Origin of the sequence: Citrobacter sp. BDA59-3 (assembly GCF_015167655.1) — a bacterium.
In the GTDB taxonomy this organism is placed as follows: Bacteria; Pseudomonadota; Gammaproteobacteria; order Enterobacterales; family Enterobacteriaceae; genus Phytobacter; species Phytobacter diazotrophicus.
On the sequence record NZ_CP063427.1, the window covers coordinates 5,083,440 to 5,103,719 of the forward strand.

Annotated in this window: 13 protein-coding genes; 4 read left to right on the forward strand and 9 right to left on the reverse strand. The window is 56.4% G+C overall.

Annotation, left to right across the window (positions count from 1 at the left end; genetic code table 11):
* Positions 1-6 precede the first annotated feature (6 nt).
* The 6 genes from bcsC to bcsR are packed head-to-tail and all read right to left on the reverse strand — an operon-like array spanning position 7 to position 10,588.
* Complete coding sequence (gene bcsC / locus IP582_RS24000) at positions 7-3,498, reverse strand: cellulose synthase complex outer membrane protein BcsC (RefSeq protein WP_193794623.1); 3,492 nt, start codon at positions 3,496-3,498, stop codon at positions 7-9.
* Positions 3,480-4,586: a cellulose synthase complex periplasmic endoglucanase BcsZ gene (bcsZ, locus tag IP582_RS24005; protein ID WP_193796340.1), complete on the reverse strand. Its 1,107-nt coding sequence runs from the start codon at positions 4,584-4,586 to the stop codon at positions 3,480-3,482. The genes bcsC and bcsZ overlap by 19 nt, the downstream gene beginning before the upstream one ends.
* Positions 4,587-4,592: 6 nt before the next feature.
* Positions 4,593-7,004, reverse strand: a complete 2,412-nt coding sequence (gene bcsB / locus IP582_RS24010) for a cellulose biosynthesis cyclic di-GMP-binding regulatory protein BcsB (protein WP_193794624.1) — start codon at positions 7,002-7,004, stop codon at positions 4,593-4,595.
* 25 nt (positions 7,005-7,029) lie between these two features.
* Entirely contained in the window at positions 7,030-9,627 is a 2,598-nt protein-coding gene (gene bcsA, locus IP582_RS24015; RefSeq protein ID WP_193794625.1) for a UDP-forming cellulose synthase catalytic subunit, read from the reverse strand.
* On the reverse strand, positions 9,624-10,388 hold the full coding sequence (gene bcsQ / locus IP582_RS24020) for a cellulose biosynthesis protein BcsQ (protein WP_193794626.1): 765 nt from the start codon (positions 10,386-10,388) through the stop codon (positions 9,624-9,626). Before bcsQ ends, bcsA begins: the two co-directional genes overlap by 4 nt.
* Positions 10,389-10,399: 11 nt before the next feature.
* Positions 10,400-10,588, reverse strand: a complete 189-nt coding sequence (gene bcsR, locus IP582_RS24025; RefSeq protein ID WP_039080217.1) for a cellulose biosynthesis protein BcsR — start codon at positions 10,586-10,588, stop codon at positions 10,400-10,402.
* A 171-nt stretch (positions 10,589-10,759) separates the two neighbouring features.
* Here bcsR and bcsE point away from each other — a divergent pair, with 171 nt between their 5' ends.
* The 4 genes from bcsE to IP582_RS24045 all read left to right on the forward strand — a co-directional run bounded on the left by bcsE (position 10,760) and on the right by IP582_RS24045 (position 14,639).
* Entirely contained in the window at positions 10,760-12,319 is a 1,560-nt protein-coding gene (gene bcsE, locus IP582_RS24030; RefSeq protein ID WP_193794627.1) for a cellulose biosynthesis c-di-GMP-binding protein BcsE, read from the forward strand.
* Complete coding sequence (gene bcsF, locus IP582_RS24035; protein ID WP_039080215.1) at positions 12,316-12,513, forward strand: cellulose biosynthesis protein BcsF; 198 nt, start codon at positions 12,316-12,318, stop codon at positions 12,511-12,513. The genes bcsE and bcsF overlap by 4 nt, the downstream gene beginning before the upstream one ends.
* Positions 12,506-14,185, forward strand: coding sequence for a cellulose biosynthesis protein BcsG (gene bcsG, locus IP582_RS24040; protein WP_193794628.1), 1,680 nt, complete (start codon positions 12,506-12,508; stop codon positions 14,183-14,185). Before bcsF ends, bcsG begins: the two co-directional genes overlap by 8 nt.
* Before the next feature lie 229 nt (positions 14,186-14,414).
* A complete protein-coding gene (locus tag IP582_RS24045; protein WP_193794629.1) occupies positions 14,415-14,639 on the forward strand; it encodes a hypothetical protein in 225 nt (74 codons plus the stop codon).
* Positions 14,640-14,789: 150 nt separating this feature from the next.
* On the opposite strand, the gene IP582_RS24050 is transcribed toward IP582_RS24045, so the two are convergent.
* The 3 genes from IP582_RS24050 to IP582_RS24060 are packed head-to-tail and all read right to left on the reverse strand — an operon-like array spanning position 14,790 to position 20,277.
* Complete coding sequence (locus IP582_RS24050) at positions 14,790-15,788, reverse strand: glycosyl hydrolase family 8 (RefSeq protein ID WP_193794630.1); 999 nt, start codon at positions 15,786-15,788, stop codon at positions 14,790-14,792.
* 8 nt (positions 15,789-15,796) lie between these two features.
* The gene (gene bcsD, locus IP582_RS24055; protein ID WP_193794631.1) at positions 15,797-16,276 is read right to left on the reverse strand and encodes a cellulose biosynthesis protein BcsD; all 480 of its coding nucleotides are present in this window, start codon (positions 16,274-16,276) and stop codon (positions 15,797-15,799) included.
* The gene (locus tag IP582_RS24060) at positions 16,276-20,277 is read right to left on the reverse strand and encodes a cellulose biosynthesis protein BcsC (RefSeq protein ID WP_193794632.1); all 4,002 of its coding nucleotides are present in this window, start codon (positions 20,275-20,277) and stop codon (positions 16,276-16,278) included. Before IP582_RS24060 ends, bcsD begins: the two co-directional genes overlap by 1 nt.
* Between the last annotated feature and the right edge of the window lie 3 nt (positions 20,278-20,280).

Below are 20,280 nucleotides of genomic sequence, written 5' to 3' on the forward strand. Positions count from 1 at the left end.
TCATTATTACCAGTCAGCGTATGGCGTCAGCGTCTGCGGCGGCATGTCCATATCGCCCTGCCACCCTGCGGCGGAATAACGGATAAAGAGCATTCCCTGGCTTGGCGTGTAATCTTTCGCCTGCTGAATATTCACGCCAAGGCCAACGGACCAGTTCGCGTTAATACGCCGTTCAACCAACGCCTGGGCGGTATAACCTACGCCGCTCGATGAACTCCCTTCCTCCAGCGCGGTTCTGGCGTCGGTACGATAATCCGCCGGGATTAAATTCAGTAACGGATAGCTTCGTTCCGTTTTCTTACGCGAATGTGACCAGGAGGCAGAGCCACCCAACTCCCAGGACCAGTTCTCCGTACGTTGACGCCAGGTCACGGGCACCGAAAATGACAAATATTCTTGCGGGCTATAATAGCCCCCTTGCCCCAGGGTGTAGTGGCTCAGATCTTTGTCGTAGTGCCAAATCATATTATTAAGGCCAATGGTCAGACGGCGGTTATTCTCATTGATAAGCTTGTAGTAATACCCCGCCATCCAGCGCACTCGCCAGTTGTCAGCCACATTTTTCCCGGTCAACTGATCGGCGCCTAAAGAGGCCCAGACGCCGTGCGCCTCGCCACGGTCATAACTCATGCTGGCGGTGGCGCCATTCGCCCGCACGCCGCCCCATGTGGTACCGGGATGATCGCCATTGCCGTTATCTTTCTGCCCGCCAAACGCCAGTAAGGAGCTGGAGATCGGACGACGATGCACATTCAGCGTGTAGCCAATCGCCCCGATATCATTGCTGTAGCTCAGGCCGCCGACGATATCCACCACGTTAAAGCCAATCGGCGTGGTGCCAATATCCATATCCCAGGTCTTATTGCGCCAGCCTACCGCAACACTCACGCCGTTAGCCGTCTGGGTGCGGTCGCCGCCCTCACAGGCCACTTCATTACAGGTTCCCCAGTGCGGCGAATATGTCCCGTCATCTTTAAGCGAGAACTTTCCGGCATCCATATTCACCATATCGGTACGAAAGAACATCCTGCCGTCAGCCAGCGGCGCATCGGCCTGCAGCATAGTGGTGTGGGCTTTTAAATCAGAGTAGCCGCCCGTACCGCTCGACCCCCAGTAGTTATGCTCCAGGGTGACATTCACATCCTGCTGACGATAAAGTTCTGCGGCATCGCTGCGCACGCCGCGTTTCAGCCAGTCATCTTTCTCGTTGTTGCGGGTTTTATAGGTGAATTCGTCATTACTGGCGGGACGGGTTGCCGCCACGCCCGATGCAACCATCGCGTCTTTATAGGTTTCCAGCGCCGCCTGCGGTTGCCCCTCCAGCACCTGGAAACGCGCCGCATCACGCAGCACCAGCGCGCTTTCCATCGAAGGCGCTAGCCCCTTCGCCTGCGGCACAATCTCGCTGAAAGTCTGACGGGCGGCGTCATTATCGCCCACCGCCGCCTGCACCATTGCCACCCGGCGTTGGGTATTGATCGTCCGTGGCGCAGTCGGAGTGGCGGCCGGTAATTTGGCCAGCATTTCACGCGAAGCCATGCGGTTGCCGTCGGCGGCATAAATTTCTGCCAGCCCCAGTACCGCATCTTCATTGGTCGGCTCGCGATTCAACACGCGCTGATAGGTCGATATCGCCGTGGGATTATCGCCCCGCTGTTGCGCCCAGTCGGCGAGCGTCAAATCAATACGCGTCGACGCAGGCTGCTGTTGAAGAAAAGCGATTGCTTCTGGCTCATGGCCCGCATTGCGCAACTGATTAGCCCGCGCCAGGCGTTGATTGGCTTCCAGCCTGTCGGAGAGTTCCTGAATATTGCTGTTCCACTTGTCGCGCGACAGCGTGTTGAGGTGCGCCAGCGCCGCGCTCTCCTGGTTATTGCCGGAAAGATAGAGGCCGTAAGCGTAAACCTGCTCAGGATCAGCCGGTTTATTGCGCGCCAGCGCGCGCATCTGCGCGTCGGCTTCAATCTGTTGACCGGCGGAGCGCAAATCACTGGCCAGACGGTAGGTCACCCACACACTATCCGGGTCCAGCGCCAGACGGCGCTTTTGCAATACGGCGGCCTGCGCCCAGTTGCCCTGATTTTCCAGCCGCTCCGCCTCCTGCGCGAGTCGGTCATTGGTCAGGCTGCGTTCAATGTCGTTAATGCTGCGCCGCTGGCTGGCGCTCAGTGACTGAATAAAGGCATCGGCTTTTTCCGGCGACTGCGCGCGGTAAATATTCGCCAGACCACGTACCGCGTTGCTGTTACCGCTATCCATACGCAGCGCCTGGTAATAGAAACGCTCTGCGGCGGCGGTATCCTTGCGGGCCATTGCCGCATCGCCCAGCCCCAGCACCGCGTAGCTGTCGGTATTATCAATCGCACGCGCCTGCTGGTAGAGGCGTTCCGCCTGGGCCGGATTTTTCGCCGCCAGTTGCGCATCGCCTTGTTTAATCAACAACCAGTAACGGTTCACCTTGAGCAGGCTGTCCCATTTGCCGCGATTATCGCTATTGGGATCGAGGGCGATGGCCCGCTCAAACTGCGCCACCGCCCGGGCACGATCGCCCTTCTGGGAATAGGCCTGCCCCAGCGCCCCGACGACTTCGCTGTCCTGATGATTTTTGCTTACGGCATCCTGCAATGCGCCAATCGCCGTGCCGCCCTTGCCCGCTTCCACGGCCGCCAGCCCGCTGGCACGCTCCCGAAATGCCGGGTCAGCCAACTGTTTCTGTTGTGCATCAAGCTGCTGGCGCGCCGTCACAACCGTATCCCCTTCACTGAACACGCTCAGGAAACGTTTGAGAGCCGCCACGCTTTTTTCGCTGACGGCCATGCCCTGAATCTGCTGATACCAGAGATTGGCTGCGGCATCGCGCCCGGTGTTGTTTTTCGCCATTTGCTCAAGAACGGCATAGCCTTCTTCGTTGCGCCCGTCGGCGATCAACAGCCGTGCCAGCGTATTTTGCAAATCGGCATTTCCCGGATTGCTGGCATTAAGGGCTTTCAACTGAGTAATGGCTTCGTTGTGTCGCGCCGGGACTTTCGCCACCTGCATCCAGTATTCCGCCGCCAGATCGCCTGCTGGCGCACTGCCGTTAAACATCTTCTCGTAGGCGGCAACGGCCTCCTGCGGATGTCCCGTGGCGGCCTGTAAACGCGCTTCCTGCAAGGCCTGTCGTCCTTCGGGTGTCGACAGCGCCATCGTGATACGCGACGTTTTGGTCGCGCTGGCGTTTGGTGCGAGAGCGTTCAGCCGCGCCATCTGCTTTTGCGCACCGGCATTATCCCCCTGACGCAGCAGATAGCGCAGACGCGCGGCAATCACATCCGGGTCGTCGGGAGCCATTAATTCAAGGCGATATAACGACTGGCGTACCAAATCTTCACGTTTGGTGGTTTCGCCCAGGCGTACCTGTTCAAGCAGTTGTTGTTGCGCGTCCGGTGCCGCCTGCGCAAAAGGCATCACTGAGATGCCGAGCGTGAAAGACAATAAACTTAATGTGAGCTTGCGCATTGCTGGCCCCAGTCAGGTTGTAACTCACCGCGAGGGGTGAAGCGGAAACGATGCTCGTCCCAACCTTGTCCGAAAAGGGTCAGAACATAACTGTAATAGGCGTCTTTGCCGGGGAAGCGATCCGCCACCCGCTGACGCTGCGCCGCCTGAGCATCACGATCCTGTAAAAATGGCAGGAGTGCCGCGGAGAAACCCACAGGGCCATTACCCTGAACCTTGCCGGTCGCCACGTTGACTCTTTCTGGCGGCACACCCTGTTTCGCCGTCATGGTTTCCATGGGGTTGAGGCGCGCCAGCATACGCGCCTTTTGCGGGTCGCTGTCATGCATCATGCCTACCCATGTATACACGCGAATCGCATCGTAACCCCCGATAACCGGCTTATCGGCGGTAAGCTGCCAGCCCTTATTTTTCTGATAACGTACCCAGTCAGGGGAGAACCCTTTCGGCGCGCTTTCCATAATTAAACGCAGGTTGGTCTCCCGTAGCGTCGTCCAGGGCGCGCCATAACGGGTAAAGTACTGGGCCAGTTGGGGCGGCAGATAGCCGGGGTTGAAGCGCCAGGCATCGTTATCAGCAAACCCGATCTTGCCGGGAAGCAGCATGGAGCCAAGGCCGGGTACCGTGGTCACCTCTTCTTTGGCAATGCGTGAGAGCAGCGCTTTTCCGATCCCGGTATAGTCCGGCATGTTCCACAGCCGTCCGGCTTCCAGCAGAGACCAGGCAATCCAGATATCCGCATCCGACGCGGAGTTAGTATCCAGTACCGTCCATTCGGTTTCATTTTTCCGCCCCCACAGCCATGCGGGTAGCCGCGCGCTTAAATCCCCTTCCGCCAGGTTATTTTGCGTCCAGCTCAGCACCGTTTTAAAGGCATCGCGATCGTTCGCCGCAAGGGCAAAGAACAGGGCATAGCTTTGCCCTTCGGAGGTGGTTATCTGGCGGGCATCACTTGGGTCGATGACGCGTCCGCCATCGCTAATATAGTCCTGTTTAAAGCGCTCCCATGCGGGCCAGTTACAGGCGGCGCTTACCTGCGCCGCCGCCAGCATAAGCGCCGCCATGACCATCCAGCGTAGCGCTTTCATCACCGCTTACTCGTGATCCGGGTCGAGACGGCGACGGCTAATAATACGCAGCAGACGCCACAGCACCCATGCCAGCAATACCACGCTCACCGCGGCCAGAATCGCCAGCAGTACCGGATGGTTCGCCAGCGCATACCAGATACGTTCGAACCACGGCAGATGTCCCACGTAGTAGATGTCGCCCACACGCAGACCGTTCACCCCCGATTCGCGAATCACCGAGACGGAGCCGAAAATCGAGGCACGTTTACCGCTGTCATTCATCGCGTCGTTTAACAACTCGTAGCCGCGCGGGCTGTCCGCCAGCAGTGCCACCACGCTGCGCTGATCGTTATAAGGCGACTGGAAGCCGATAATGGCCGCCATCGGGCCGCTGGACGACACCGAGGTCTGCGCATCCGCCTGACGATCAACCTCATCAGGCGTCACGCCAGGGAACGGCGTCTGGCGCAGCGGCGTTTTCACCCAGCTTTGCGCCGCGTGAACCAGCAGGTCGATACGCTTGTCGTCTTTCAGTTTTTCCGGGAGCGCGCCGATGATCATGATGTCGGCGTCTTTCCCCTGAATCTGCGTACCGTCATTGGTCAATGTCACGTTAATGGCCGGGAAGCCCGTTTGCGCACCGACGGTAGCCAGCGAGTCCAGCAGCGTGGTCAGTTGCCCCTCCGTCGGGGCTGGCGGCACCACAACAATGGTTTCAGACAGGTCAGCCATTCGGGTGAACGGGAAGCCTGCATTGGCAAACGCGCGCAGATCCGGCATCGCCAGGAAATGGTAGTACTTCGAGAAATCGATAGTGGAATCGTCGCCAATGACCACACGGTTTTGCACCGGCTGGAAGGTGACGCAGTTGTCGATAGTGCCACCCGGCATGGGATTCATATACTGGAAGTCAAAGCGCAGTTGATTCACCGCCCCCAGTTTCAGCGCCGGAATAGAAACATCGGTTTTACCATCCAGCAACCCCTGTAACACCGGCAGGCGTAGTAGCAGTCGGTTGGTATCCTGATTGCTGACCAGACTGAAATATTGCAGGAACTGGTTGTTCAGGCTGATATCCATACGCGAATTGTCTTTGGTCGGCGGCGCGGTATAACGGTAGTTCAGATGCATATCAATACCGTTACTGCGCAAGAGATAGAGATCCGGCGGCAGGTTCAACGCGACATTGATCGACGCCGGTTGCAGGCCCGTGGACTGCAACTGCTCTTCATAGGTTTTCAGTTCACCAAAGGTGACCGCGCGGTCAGTGCGTATCCAGTTCGGCGCATCATAGGGTTTGCGCGCCAGCAGTGGTTTCACTTCATCAACGGTGACACTGCTGCCACGGAACAACACGTTCCCCTGAGCGATACCTTTTGCCGCCTGTAACAGGTCTTTGTCATCGCGCCCAAATACCACCAGTAATTTCACATAAGGATTGTTCGGGTGGCTCATCATGGTGATGGTTGGGGCGTTCACCGCCGGTGCGTCACGCAGGAAATCCGGACGCTTGTCGTTGGTGGCGAAAATAATCGCATTACGATCCGGCAGACCGTTGTACATAACCGGGAAGTTCTGCCCCCGCCAGCCGGTACGTGAACCAAACCAGGAGGCTATGACTGCCGCCGCCTGCTGCTCAGCCAGATCCGGCGCACCGGCGAAGACCATCGGCAGCGTTAACGGACGAGTGTCACGCGGGTCGAAGAACGGGATCGGGAAGTGCGACAGGTCGTTTTGCACGGCCAGCGTCTGGTAAGAAAGTTCCAGCGAGCTACTGCGGCCAATATCCATCCACAGCGTCGTGCTGGCCGGGTTTTCACAGACATCGCGATAGTGACCGACAAACTCCAGCCGCACGCGGTTGAAGTCGGTAATGTAAAGCGGGTCGATGGGCACCTGCGCAAAGGTCTTTTTACCCAGTTGTTCTTTGGTGACCGGCAGCACGCCCATCAGTTCGTCATTCAGGTAGACCTTTAGCTGCGACTGGACCGGCAGCAGTGACGGTGACGGGGTATATTCGAGATTGAGCAACGCTTTCGACACCACTTCATCGCTGCGCGTGCCGAACTCAATGCCATTGTTCGGGTTGACACCGCGCAGCACCATACTGCCTGGCGGCGGCGCAATCTCAGCAAACGTCAGCTTGACCTCGCGCGATGGCGCATTTGAAAGCGTCACGGTCGGCGTCACCTGCCCTGTGGCATGGCTTCCGGTCGGGGGTGCCGGTTGCGTTTGTCCCTCTGTCGGGGTGGTAGGGACCAGCGTTTCCGATTGTGTCGGCGCAGGCGTCGCGACCGGCTGTGTCGCAGGCGCGACGGCAGGCACGGTGGGGGCCGCTTGCGCCGCCGGGTTACCGGGTGCCGCATACGTCATCAGGGAGGGTATAGCGCTCATCCCCACAGCCACTGCACAAATCCAGGAAAGTTTTCTTTTCATCGCGTTTTCATCATTGTTGAGCCAATCACGTCACGGGGTGCTGTATTACCGCTTCACGTTCCGGGCGACGCGGTATAAACGACACAATCCAGGCAACCAGTACGGTTAGCGACCGGAAAATCATTTTCACAGACGGTGGAGCAAATTCCGCGAGATGGCGATAACCACGGAAGCCCAGTTTTAAAATATCCATTAAGCTTTCCAGTGGCTTATCTTCCGGGAAGCTGTCCTGCCACAACGCCCATGTATCCGCACGGGCAAACGTACACTGCACAAAATCGATATGCTGTTTCGTGGTCAGCGGCATTAATTGCAGCCCCACCTCATTGCCGGAAACGCGCACGACCATTGTCGGGAAGACATACTCTTGTTGGCCGCGTTTTAAGAGCAGGCTGACTTTCTGCCCTTCCAGTACCTGAGACTGGCCGTTGATTTTGATCCCCAGGCCGCCGTCGGAAAAATCATGCACGGTACAGGAGAACAGATGACCGTCTTCGCGGGCGATAGCCGCAGGCATGGCTATCTCCACGCGGTGCGCGCGACGAACCTGCTTGCTTTCCACCGATACCGCCACCGCGCCACCGAGGATAATCAGGTTGTAGAACACCCATGCGATACTGACGAAGACCGTTAAAATCTCGTTTTGCGGGCCGTAGAAATAACGCCAGATGCCTACCAGCACGCCGACGATGTTCAGCAAAACAAGGAAGATATAGGGCCGGGAGATAACCCAGTCGACATACTCTTCTTCGACCAGTCCCCCTTTTGCGGTGACGTTGAATTTGCCCTTGTGCGGGTTAAAGAGCGCCACCAGAGTCGGCGGTGCGATATACCAGGCCAGTACGGTTTCGTAGATTTCACTCCAGAACGAATGGCGATATTTACCCTGAATTTTGGAGTTGGTCAGGCTGGCGTGGATCATGTGCGGCAAAACAAACAGCGCAATCATGATGGCTGGCGCATAGATGATGTAGGCATGCAGCAGCAGGAACGCCAGCGGCGCGGTGAGAAACACCAGGCGCGGGATCCCGGAGAGGAAGTGCAGCATGGCGTTGACGTAACACAGACGCTGCGCCAGTTTCAGCCCTTTGCCGAGCAGGGGATTATCGAGACGGAAAATCTGAATCATCCCGCGCGCCCAGCGGATACGCTGGCCGATGTGCGCCGACAGACTCTCCGTTGCCAGACCGGCGGCCTGAGGAATACGCATATAGGCAGAAGTATGTCCTCTGCGATGCAGGCGCAGCGAGGTATGGGCATCTTCGGTGACCGTTTCCACCGCGATACCGCCAATCTCATCCAGCGGCCCACGACGAATGACCGCACACGAGCCGCAGAAGAAGGTGGCATCCCACATATCGTTGCCGTCCTGAACCAGCCCGTAGAACAGAGTTCCTTCGTTTGGCGTTTTACGGAAACGGCCAAGGTTGCGCTCGAACGGGTCCGGCGAGAAAAAGTGGTGCGGCGTCTGCATCATCGCCAGATCTTTTTCTTTGATAAACCAGCCCATGGTCATTTGCAGGAAAGAGCGCGTCGGCACGTGGTCGCAGTCAAAAATCGAAACGAAATCGCCTTTGGCATATTTCAGCGCGTTATTGATGTTCCCGGCTTTCGCGTGCTCATGGGTGGTACGGGCGATGTATTCCACGCCCACGGTCTGGGCAAACTGACGAAACTCTTCCCGGCCGCCGTCATCAAGGATCCAGATTTTGAGTTTATCTTTCGGCCAGTCGATACCCATCGCCGCATAAATGGTGTTTTTCACCACATTTAAATCTTCGTTATAGGTGGGCACAAAAATATCGACCGACGGCCAGAGAGCCATATCTTTTGGTAGCGGCACCGGCTGGCGATTAAGCGGCCAGGCCACCTGGAAATAGCCGAGAATGAGCACAATCCACGCATAGGTTTCGGCGAACAGCAACACGATACCGCACACCAGGCTGACCGGGTCATCCCAGTTCAGGGTGGAGGTATAGCGCCACCAGATGTAGCGGCAGGAGACCGTTAGCGACAGGACGATCAGCATCAGCGCGGAGAAACGCCCCGGAATACGACGAACCAACAGGGCCACGCCCCATAACAGCAGCAGGAAAATGAGCTGCGACAGTGGGTTAAACGGCTGGGTAATGCAGACGATCGCCAGAATCAGCGAGAAGGTGATGATGATCCCCAGAATGAAACGTCGCGTTCTCCGGCTGAGATGCCCCAGTTCTTTTTGGTTATCCAGGTGGCGGGTCTGGTCAGAAACGCGGGTGGGCAGAGAATCCAGCCAGCGATGGTAACGTTCACGCAGTTTATGGAGGCGTTCAGGTTTCTGCGCCTGCGCTGCCACATGCTGTGGCAAAGTTGCCAGCAGCCAGAGGACCTGCAACAGATAACGTGCCGGGTCAAGCGGACGCGGTTTGTCCGGATTAATGTGTGGAAACAGCGCCTGATGCTGCTCACGCACCCGCTGCCAGCGATCATTTTCCAGCGGCAGAAACAGCCATGCCAGTGCTACCCAGAAACAGCCGCATGCCGCACTGAACCCCGACGCCTTATTCCGGCGATAAAAGCGGTAACGCTCGCTTAAGCGGGTATATACCGGGGGGGTCAGAAACCAGGCGGCCAGACGACTCATTCAGGCACCCTCGCGTGTTGTTCCCCCGGCGTGGCTGCGGGCGAACAGTGCAGCAAACACCAGTTTGCCAGCGTCAGGATCTCTTCCGCCGCCAGTGAATCACTCCGGTATTCCCCCAACGGCTGTTTGGCTGCCAGACATTCCACCATTGCTTCATCACGGTGGATGAGGACGGGCATCAGGTTGCGCTGGCTTTGAAGCCACACCTGATACAGGTCATCCTGCAATTGGCTGCCAATACGTAAATCATTAATCAGGATGTGCGCGCCTGTCGGCAGCCGCTGTTGGTGCAGGCGCACGTGACAGTTAGTATCCGGTTTCACCACCGCCAGCGTGTGGTCGCAAAATTCAAGAAACTGGCGCGCCAGCGGCGAGCAGCCGTGCGGTAAGTCAACCAGCACCCATTGGTAGCGCTGCTGTGTTTTCAGTGTCTGTAATAGCGTCGTTAGCTGACCGGGGGGCTGATATAAGAGGTGCCGGTTTTCCCATTCGTCATCCGTCAGGCGGCCAAAGGGCAGGATGTCGATGCTGGAGGTATAACGCAGTCCCGCGTCGCGCCAGTTTTTGCCGTCCAGAAGCGCGCGCGCCCAACCGTCGGCGTGGTCGAAATCAACATTAAATGAGAGGCGCAGGAGGTTATCGGGGCAGGCGTCAATAACAAGTACCGATTCCCCTAAAAGTTGTAATGCCCAGCCAAGCGCCGCGGTAATTGATGTGGTGCCCACACCGCCGCGTACCCCTTGTAACCCCAATACAGCCATCCACGGCTTCCTTATTGTTGACGAGCAAATTCTGCCAGCAGGGGCCAACGTTTAATAGCCGCCGCCAACTGTTCTCGTTGGGAAATATCGGCATAATCTATTTCGGGCAGAGAAAACACCTTACTGAGCGCCAAAAAATCATTTTGAAACGTATAACCCAGCGTCGAATCCATCTGAGTTTTAGGTTCATCGTTATGCATTCAGACACGACCCTTATAATCAGGAAAAGATTGCGGACATTCTTAGTAAGGTATTTGCGACGAAATTCGTTTACATGCTAAATCTGATGTTCTTTAATTTCAATGTTAGGTTTATTTCTCTGCTTTCGCTAGTAAACTGAGATACAGATAAATTACGCGTAGAGGGACACCGTGGACCCCATATTTTCTATTGGCATCCAGTCGCTATGGGACGAATTACGTCACATGCCTGCCGGCGGCGTCTGGTGGATTAACGCCGATCGTGAAGAAGACGCAATTAGCCTTGTTAATCAAACAATTGCATCGCAAACTGAAAACGCGAAAGTCGCGATTGCGGGTATGGGTTATGATTTGCAGAACATCCTCAGATTAGAATCCGATCACGGCCCCAAAAAAATACAACTTTTTTCCATGCCAAGTCATGAAAAGGGTCTATACTTTTTCTCCCGCGATTTACTTTGTTCTATTGAGCCGGAAAATTATTTACTCATTTTGCTATGTGCAAATAACGCCTGGCAGAATATTTCAGCAGAGAAATTACACCACTGGCTAATACGAATCCATGAGTGGACGAAATATCATAACTGCGCATTGCTGGTAATAAACCCTGCAAACAATAGCGACAGGCAATCATCAGTATTGATAGGTAAATACCGTTCATTGTTCGGTTTGGCTAGTTTGCGTTATACAAGCGGAACGCATCTTTATGATGTGGCCTGGTGGTGTAACGACAGAGGCGTGAGTGCCCAGCAACAACTTATTCTTGAACATCACGATGGTCACTGGCAATTAGCGAACCAGGAAGAGGCCTCCGTCCAGCCGCGCAGTGATGAAAAACGGGTGCTCAGTAATGTCGATGTGCTGGAAGGGGCGCCCGCGCTTTCTGAACACTGGACGCTATTTAAAACCAACGAAGGAATGTTTGACGAGGCGCGAACCAGCCAGGCCGCGACCCTTATTTTCGCCCTGAGTCAGAACAACCAAATCGAAACCATTGCCCGCCAGATTCATACTCTGCGCCGCCAGCGCGGTAGCGCACTGAAGATTATCGTTCGTGAAACCAGGGCCAGCCTGCGCGCCACCGATGAACGTTTGCTGTTGCGGTGTGGCGCAAACATGGTCATCCCCTGGAACGCCCCACTCTCCCGCTGCCTGACGCTTATCGAAAGCGTACAGGGGCAACAATTTAAACGCATTGTGCCGGAAGATATTTCTACACTGCTCTCAATGACACTGCCGCTCAAGCTGCGCGGCTTCCAGCCGTGGACCACGTTCTGCGAGGCGGTAGCCAATATGGTGAATAACACGCTGTTACCGCCAGACGGCAAAGGGGTGCTGGTGGCGCTGCGCCCGGTGCCTGGTATTCGCGTAGAACAAGCGCTAACGCTCTGCCGCCCGAACCGTGCCGGGGATATTGTCACCATCGGCGATAATCGCCTGCTGATGTTTTTGTCGTTCTGTCGTGTAAACGATCTCGACACCGCCCTTAATCACATTTTCCCGTTACCTACAGCCGATATCTTCTCTAACCGCATGGTGTGGTTCGAAGACAACCAGATTGCGGCCGAGCTGGTGCTATTGCGGGAAGTCGGGCCGGAAAAATGGGGCAGTCCGCTTGCGGGTACAAGCGATGAGCCGAAAATCATGAATGCCGAGCATGACGGGCAAGTCTGGCGACGTATCCCCCAACCCCTGAGACTGTTAAGTGAAGAGACGGGGAGCGCATCATGATGTCCATCGCCGATATTATTGAACTCGTTATCCTTTGCGCGCTGATTTTCTTCCCGCTGGGCTATCTGGCACGCCACTGGCTGTACCGCATTCGTCTTATTGCAAGAATAATGTTTATTAAACCTCGCTACGTTAAACCGGCCGGCATATTGCGTCGGGAATCGTTCGTCAAGGCAGACCGAAAACATGACTAATCAAACGCTGACGCCTTCCAGACCCTCGACGCTGTGGCAACACTGGCGCGGTTTATCCGGCTGGAATTTCTATTTTTTGGTGAAATTTGGTTTGCTGTGGGCGGGCTACCTTAATTTTCATCCATTGCTGAACCTGGTGTTTATGGCCTTTCTGTTGATGCCATTGCCAGGTCCGGGCCTGCACCGCCTGCGCCACTGCATTGCCCTCCCGATTGGTTTCGGCCTGTTCTGGCATGATACCTGGCTACCGGGTATCGATAGCATTATGAGTCAGGGCTCCCAGGTGGCAGGCTTTAGCGCCGATTACCTGCTCGATCTGGTAACGCGTTTTATTAACTGGCAGATGATTGGCGCGCTGTTCGTGTTGCTTGTCGCCTGGCTGTTCCTGGCGCAGTGGATACGCGTCACGGTATTTGTTGTCGCTATTATGATCTGGCTGAATGTGCTGACGATTGTCGGCCCGGCCTTCACCCTGTGGCCGCAAAGCACCCAACAAAACACCCTTGCCACAACGGGCGGTACGGTGGCGCCGACCGTCGCGAATACCGCGGCAACACCCGTGGTGGGCGATATTCCGGCACAAACCGCGCCGCCAACCTCTGAGAACCTGAATGCCTGGCTCGCCAGTTTCTATGCCTCCGAAGAGAAACGCCAGACGCCGTTCCCGACACAATTGCCGGCAGATGCACAGCCTTTTGATCTGCTGGTTATCAACATTTGTTCGCTCTCCTGGTCAGATATTGATGTCGCAGGTTTGTCATCGCACCCACTGTGGTCACATTTCGATATTGTCTTTAAGCAGTTTAATTCGGCCACTGCCTATAGCGGCCCGGCGGCCATTCGTCTGCTACGCGCGAGCTGCGGTCAGACATCGCATAAAAATCTCTACCAGACAGCCGGCGCCCAGTGCTACCTGTTTGATAACCTGGCCAAACTGGGTTTCACCCAACAGTTGATGATGGATCACAACGGCGTGTTTGGTGATTTCCTCAAAGAGATCCGCGACAACGGCGGCGTGCAGGTGCCGTTGATGAATCAGGCAGGCTTGCCGCCGGTTCTGTTGTCGTTTGATGGCTCTCCGGTCTATGACGATACCGCCGTGTTGAACCGCTGGATGGAGAACGAGGCGAACAATAATGGTCAGCGTACCGCGACCTTCTATAACCTGTTGCCACTGCACGACGGTAACCATTTCCCCGGCGTGCGCCAGACGGCGGATTATAAAATTCGCGCCCAGAAATTGTTTGATGAGCTGGATGCCTTCTTCACGCAACTGGAGAAATCCGGGCGTAAGGTGATGGTAGTGATGGTGCCGGAACATGGCGCGGCCCTGCAGGGCGACAAGATGCAGGTTTCCGGCCTGCGTGATATTCCAAGCCCATCGATTACCCACGTCCCAACGGCAATCAAGTTCTTTGGCATGAAGGCGCCGCATGAAGGGCCTGCGATTGAGATCAATCAACCGAGCAGCTTCCTGGCGATATCAGAACTGGTAACGCGCGTGCTGGATGGCAAGATATTCACCGAAGATCGCGTGAACTGGGATCAGCTGACCAGCGGCCTGCCGCAGACAGCACCGGTTTCAGAAAATGCTAACGCCGTGGTGATTCAGTACCAGAATAAGCCGTATGTTCGTCTGAACGGCGGCGACTGGGTGCCCTATCCGCAGTAGGTTGTTTGTCCCCTCGCCGAAGCAAGGGGGCAAGTCGTAGCCCGAATATGTCGCCTGCGCCGCCATCCGGGAGGGGGGCAATAAGCGACCAGCCGAGAGGGCTTTCACCCTCACCTCAGCCCTCTCCCTGAGGGCTGAGGAATCCCTGGTAATCTTACGTTTTACAGCGATAACGCCGCTTAATAAGAATAAAACAGTGACAGCGATGACAGGGTCCGGCTGAAAATCGATGAGGCGTTGGCGGCTGACCGGGGCCGCCCGCAGGGAAGCGGGCGGAGGGGATAGCCTGCAAGGACGCAGGCTGGTCCCCGACCCGAAAGTCAGACGACATAAGACGAATGCACCGCGCCAGCGGCGATTTTCCTGGCCGGGAGCCCGGGTCGCCAGGGTGGTGGCGGTGAGCCACCCTGGCACGTTCACGGGCTCTGTCGCGACAGAAAAGCAAGGAACATAAGGTGAACGGAATGACCATCAGAGCCGCATTTTCCCCTCACCCTGGCCCTCTCCCACGGGGAGAGGGGACCGTTCGTGCTCGCATTTTTGTGGGGGATTCCTCACCCCTCAGGGTGTACGGTCCGGAGACATCACCAGGAAAAGCGGAAAATTACTGTTGCTGCTGTGCCAGCCAGACCAACATTTTCAGACTGGCAGAATAATAATCATCCTGTGCGTTGATTTGCGGCTCGCCAGACGTCTGGCCCATCGTCAAATCACGTACCGCCAGCAAACCGCCATTCATATTGTACGGGGCGGTATCGTTGGTTGTAACGTTCACCCAGGCCGGGGTGCGGCTACGATCATAACCCTGCCACCAGTTGCGCCACGGCGTCAGCAGCGAACTTTGCGGATTCCACCATGAGATATACAACGGAATACGAATAGCGTCGAAACTCATGCGCGGCGGCCACTCTTTGGCAGGGCTCAGTTTGCCATCCGCCGACAGTGATACCCAGTCGGTAGGCAAATGCGATTGACCCCAGCCCATTTTGCCAAGCAGCGTAGTGCTATCACGGATCAGATCATTCCAGACCACCAGATGGCTACGGTTAGCGAACGCTTTCCATGCCGGGAAGATAAAATACGACGGGTTCAGGTTCACATAACTGTTGAGATTGAAACCCTTCGCGCCCGGCAGCATCACCCGATAACCCGCATAATTGATCACCGTATGTTTAATCATCGCCTGGGTAATGGCATCCGATGCGGTGGCATAACTATTATCATTCCAGCGCTGACTGGCTTTTAACAACGCCCATGCAATTAACGCATCGCCATCCGTTGCGTCATTCTTATCGGCAATCGGATCCGGCTCGACGGGATTAAAACGCCAGTAGAACAGACCATTGTCCTTGTTCCTGAGCGTCTTATCTGTCCATCCCCAGATGCGGTCAAACGCCGCTTTATCATTGCTGGCCACCGCCATCAGCATGGCGAAACCCTGGCCTTCCGTGTGAGAGACGTTTTTATTGCCGGTATCAACAATACGGCCATCCGTCATCAGAAAGCGCGCTTTGTACGCTTCCCAGGCCTGTCCCGCCTGCGAAAACGAGGAAAAAAGCACACTCATCATCATCACCATCATGGCGAAAACGCGTTTAAACATACTCAGACTCATTGTGGGTTAGCGTAGCGGAACACAACGTCCGATACGGAGTAAAGCCGTTCGCGGCTAAAAGCGAGATGCGATTTTCCGCCCTGTCCTTGCAGCCAACGGGAATAAAGCCCTTCCAGTATGGCGCAAAATGCGTAACACCAACGCGTCTGGCTGTTCTCATCCCGGGAAACCGGTAACCCCTGATGGCGGAACGATAATCCCTCTTCGCTGGCATCAATATCAATATAGCCCCAATTAAACTCAGCAAGCAGCGCGTTGATGTTGGTTTCGAGTTCGCCGATGGTTTGTGAGGCAGGCAGAGGAAAACGTTCCGCCAGCGATGCCCCCATCTGGCGCAAGAAGGGTTGGCTTTCCGCTTCCCCCACGTTTCTCACCATGCCATCAACCATTACCGACAGCAGGTCAAACCAACCGGCCGGCGTTTGTTGCCGTTGAAAATAAGACAGCAGTAAAGGATTAGCCGTACTCGACGTCATTATTTATCTCCCAACATATAGCGGAACCAGATCCCGGCAGTACTTTCGTTATAGTCGCCAAAGGTGTCGTAACCGACCCTACCGCCGACGGTCATATTCTTGTTCAGGTTGTAATCAATCCCTGCCCGGAAGGTATAGCCAATCCCGTTTTGCGATTTGCTGCCATACTGCGCTTCTTTGGTAAAGCCCATATCAGCCAGTTGCTGCAACATTCTCTGTGCTTCGGGATCGTTCGGGAAATAATCGCTCTTATCCTGGGTGTAGGACTGGTATCCCACAGATCCGCCCAGGCTCAGCTTCCAGTTATCGATTTTTTGTGAGAAATCGACAGGTAACGACACGCTGACATAGTTCTGCGGGCTAAAATAGCCCCCCTGCCCATAGGTGAAGTAGCTGAGGTTTTTCGAGAAATTCATCCAACTGACGCTTAAGCCCGTCTGCAACTGACGGAAATCATCATGCCACGGACGCAGGTACACGCCGGCGTTGGCGTTGGCGCTGGTGTTGCTCGCCACGTTGTTGCCAATGTAGCTGTAACCACCGCCCCCCACGAAGAAGCCCGCATCACCGTCGTCGTAGCTCAGTTGTACGCTACCGCCGTTTTTCGTCACCTGCCCCCAGCTGTCCCCTGAATATTTATCTTTCAGGCCAACATAGGAGAGCAGGCTATCGGTCACTGCGCGGCGTTCGCCGGTCAGAATTAACGTCAGGTAATTGGAGAGTTTCGGAGACCATTTCACCCCGCCCACCAGCGTACTCATGTCCTGACCGAGCGGCGTACTGCCGATATCCACACGGTAGCTATCGCCACTGAGCGCCATATTCAGCTCAACGCCGTTGCCGTTTTGCGAATCCGTTGATGAGTTAATCGGATCGCTGGAACTCGCTTTATAGCTGGAAGTACTGAGCGCTTTCAGACGGCCTAAATCGGTACCTAACAATCTGTCCAGACGTTCAAGGCCAGTATCAGTAAACGGCGACAATTTGTTCGCATCCGCATACCCGGACAGGTCGGTAAACTTGTCCGTCGCGTTGGTATCGGTCGTGGTATTGGCATTGGTGACAGACTGACTGATATTAGTTACCGCATTCGCCAGCGGATTCGAGCCATAACGGCGCCAGGCATCACCCGAAGCGGTTCCTGAACTCAAACTGATCGGCGTGGCGGTAAATTCGAAACGCGACTCACCAAACGGCGAACTTGACCAGGTCAGCGGCGTTTTGGCTTCAGTCAGTTTACTGGTGCCCGACTCGCCGTCGCGGCCACGGATGTCGACCTCGCCCTGCAACCACATCCCTTTCTTCTCATCAAGCTCCTGCATCATGTTATCAACCTGACGCAGCGTGCGGCTTTGCGCGGTCTCGACCGGCAAATCGGTACGGGTTGTGCCCGGCAAACTGCTCCCCGGCTCACGGGCTACTTGCGCGACCTGCCACGGCAGGATGGTGCCGTACAACGCCTGCGGAGAACTCGACTGCGGCGGCGTTTTACTGGTAGTGGTAAACGGATTATCTGCCAACAGTATGCCGCCAATCGTCGGCGTAGCCGCGCTGTTAGACGACTCCAGCCCCACCAGCTTACCGCGTGCGCTACGTAAGTAGGTCATCGCCTGCTGGTGGTTGCCTTTTGCCTCTTCCAGACGCGCCAGCAACAGCATGCGTTCCGGTGAGTTGTCGCTACGCAGACCGCTGGCAAGGGTGGTGGCCTTCTGCACGTTATTCTCAGACAACGCAACGTCGATAGCCCCCACACGCGCCGCCTGATCCTCTGTATCACGGGTCATCAGGTAGTCGTAGAGTACGCCCGCTTCTTTGTTCATTTTGCCTGTCTGGTACAGACGGCCCATGGCGAACATCAAATCGGTGTTCTGCGGGTCGCTTTGCAGCGCACGGATCAGCTTGTCATACGCCGCGGCGTAGTTGCCCTCTTCACGCAGTTTGTCGGCTTCATTAATCACGTAGCCATTGCGGATACCCGCAAGCTGAGCAGGCGTACTGCGCGCCTGTAGCTCCGGGTTGGACATCAGGGTTTGCGCTTCCTGAGTAAGCCCCGCCTGGTTCAGTACCGCTATCTGATCGGCATAATCCCCGGCGTTGCCTTGCACCCCATCTTTAATACTGTTGCGCACCAGCGATACGGCGGTGGTGATATCACCCGAACGGGCAAGCATCCGCGCCAGTTTCCCTGCATCGACCGGGCTTTTCGGCGGCTGACTGGCCAGCGCTTTCAGCGTATTGGACGCCGCGGTCATGTTCCCTTGTGAAAGGTAACGTTCTGCCGTCGCCATTTGCAGGTTGTAATTCACACTTTCCGCCAGATCGCGCATCTGGCTATTACGGCTGGACGGCGGAATACGCGCCAGCAGAGAGTTGGCCTGCTGCCAGGCCCCGCTTTCGCTGGCATAGAGCGCAGCGGCGTACAGTGAGTTGCTGTTAGCACCATCGCGACCCGCGGGGATCATCACCGTGGCCGCTTCACCTTCCTGCCCGGATTTTTGCAGCAGGCGGGCAAGGTCAAGACGCAGCCACGGATCATCCGGCACGCGGGCAACGCCCTGGCGCAGTACCGAAATCGCCTGGTCAGTATTACCGGCCTGGACCAGTTGCTGTGCCTGACGGCGAATCGGATCGCCAGGCGCCCCCGCGACCACACGCGGCTGCAGTTTTTCCTGCAGGCTGGCGGGTAAAGTGCGCAGTATCGCCTGCGCTTCTTCCGTTTTATTCTGGTCGCGCAGGACGTAATAGAGGTTTTCCCGTGCCGGGGCGTTCTGCGGTTGCTCGTTGAGAAGACCTCGCAGGGTCTGTTCGGCCTGCGAGAAATCTTTGTTCTGCCGCAGTACGGAAGCACGGAACAGTTTTCCTGCCGTGCCTCGCTCACCGCTCTCTTGTGCCAGCGGGGCCGAAAGCGCCAGCGCCTGGCTGATATTGCCCTCTTTCAATGCCTGCTGCGCCTGAGCGAGCTGGCCGTAAAACGCCGCGTCTGCGGCCTGATTTTTACGCTCCTCAGAAGCATCACCGCCCTGACTGGCTGCCCGATTCAGGTACTGTGCCGCCGCTTTGTAATCACCGCTACGCTGGGCGATGTAGCCCATCCCGGCAAGAGCGTCAGCATCGTTAGGGTTGGTTTGCAGCACCTGCTCAAATTTATTTTTTGCCGCACTGTTATCACCGCTGTTCAGCGCGGTATAACCCGCGCCTTTCGCCGCGCCGCCGACATTTTTACGGTAATAGTTCTGGACATCAGTATCCTGCGGATGGCGCTGCAGCCAGGTGTCGTAGAAGCGCTCATCGCCTGCCTGCGGCCCCAGCCATAACAGCGCCTGACGCAACCCGTCATCGGCCTCTTTACTGCCGCTGGCCATCGGTTCGAGCAACAAAATGCCGTCGCGGCGCGTCTCTTCACGCCAGGTCAGGATTTTGCCGAGTGCAATGCGCGCCGAGGTATCCTGCGGGTTATGCATCACGAAATTTTTCAGTTGCGACACGGCCTGCGGATAAAGGGTTTTGTCTCCCGCCATCGTCTGGTAGTACTCAGGGACGAGGCTGGGTGGCGGCGTATCGCCGTTAAACATGCTGCGCCAGGTCGCCAGCGCCGCCGGTACGTTACCGCTGCGCGCCTGCTGGCGGGCAAGGCTCAATTGCCCCTGCGGAACCTGCGTCAGTTGTTTGGCATTATCCAGCGCCTGCAACCCCGGATCGTCAGGAGAAACCTGCGCCAGCCGCGTACGCCACTGGGACGAGACTTGCAGATCGCCATTTTGCTGCGCCCATAACGCCATCAGGTACATCGCCTGGGTGTTATTGGCATCCACCATCAACACTTTACGCAGCGACTCCATCGCCAGATCATCGTGGGACTTCTCATGCCAGTAGTTCGCCTGGTCAAATAAGGCTTTGAGCGCGGCATCATTCGCGGCAGCATGTGCCAGCCCTGGTATACCGAAAGTGAGCGCGCTGGACAGGCACAGCGTCGTCAAACGGCGGGCGGTTTTTATCATCATTCT

Bases quoted from the DNA above. Each gene is read 5' to 3' on its own strand.
- IP582_RS24050 (WP_193794630.1), bottom strand. From the start codon at position 15,788: ATGTTTAAACGCGTTTTCGCCATGATGGTGATGATGATGAGTGTGCTT.
- bcsQ (WP_193794626.1), bottom strand. From the start codon at position 10,388: ATGGCTGTATTGGGGTTACAAGGGGTACGCGGCGGTGTGGGCACCACA.
- bcsB (WP_193794624.1), bottom strand. From the start codon at position 7,004: ATGAAAAGAAAACTTTCCTGGATTTGTGCAGTGGCTGTGGGGATGAGC.
- bcsR (WP_039080217.1), bottom strand. From the start codon at position 10,588: ATGCATAACGATGAACCTAAAACTCAGATGGATTCGACGCTGGGTTAT.
- bcsD (WP_193794631.1), bottom strand. From the start codon at position 16,276: ATGACGTCGAGTACGGCTAATCCTTTACTGCTGTCTTATTTTCAACGG.
- bcsC (WP_193794623.1), bottom strand. From the start codon at position 3,498: ATGCGCAAGCTCACATTAAGTTTATTGTCTTTCACGCTCGGCATCTCA.
- bcsZ (WP_193796340.1), bottom strand. From the start codon at position 4,586: ATGAAAGCGCTACGCTGGATGGTCATGGCGGCGCTTATGCTGGCGGCG.
- bcsG (WP_193794628.1), top strand. From the start codon at position 12,506: ATGACTAATCAAACGCTGACGCCTTCCAGACCCTCGACGCTGTGGCAA.
- IP582_RS24060 (WP_193794632.1), bottom strand. From the start codon at position 20,277: ATGATGATAAAAACCGCCCGCCGTTTGACGACGCTGTGCCTGTCCAGC.
- bcsF (WP_039080215.1), top strand. From the start codon at position 12,316: ATGATGTCCATCGCCGATATTATTGAACTCGTTATCCTTTGCGCGCTG.
- bcsA (WP_193794625.1), bottom strand. From the start codon at position 9,627: ATGAGTCGTCTGGCCGCCTGGTTTCTGACCCCCCCGGTATATACCCGC.
- IP582_RS24045 (WP_193794629.1), top strand. From the start codon at position 14,415: ATGAGGCGTTGGCGGCTGACCGGGGCCGCCCGCAGGGAAGCGGGCGGA.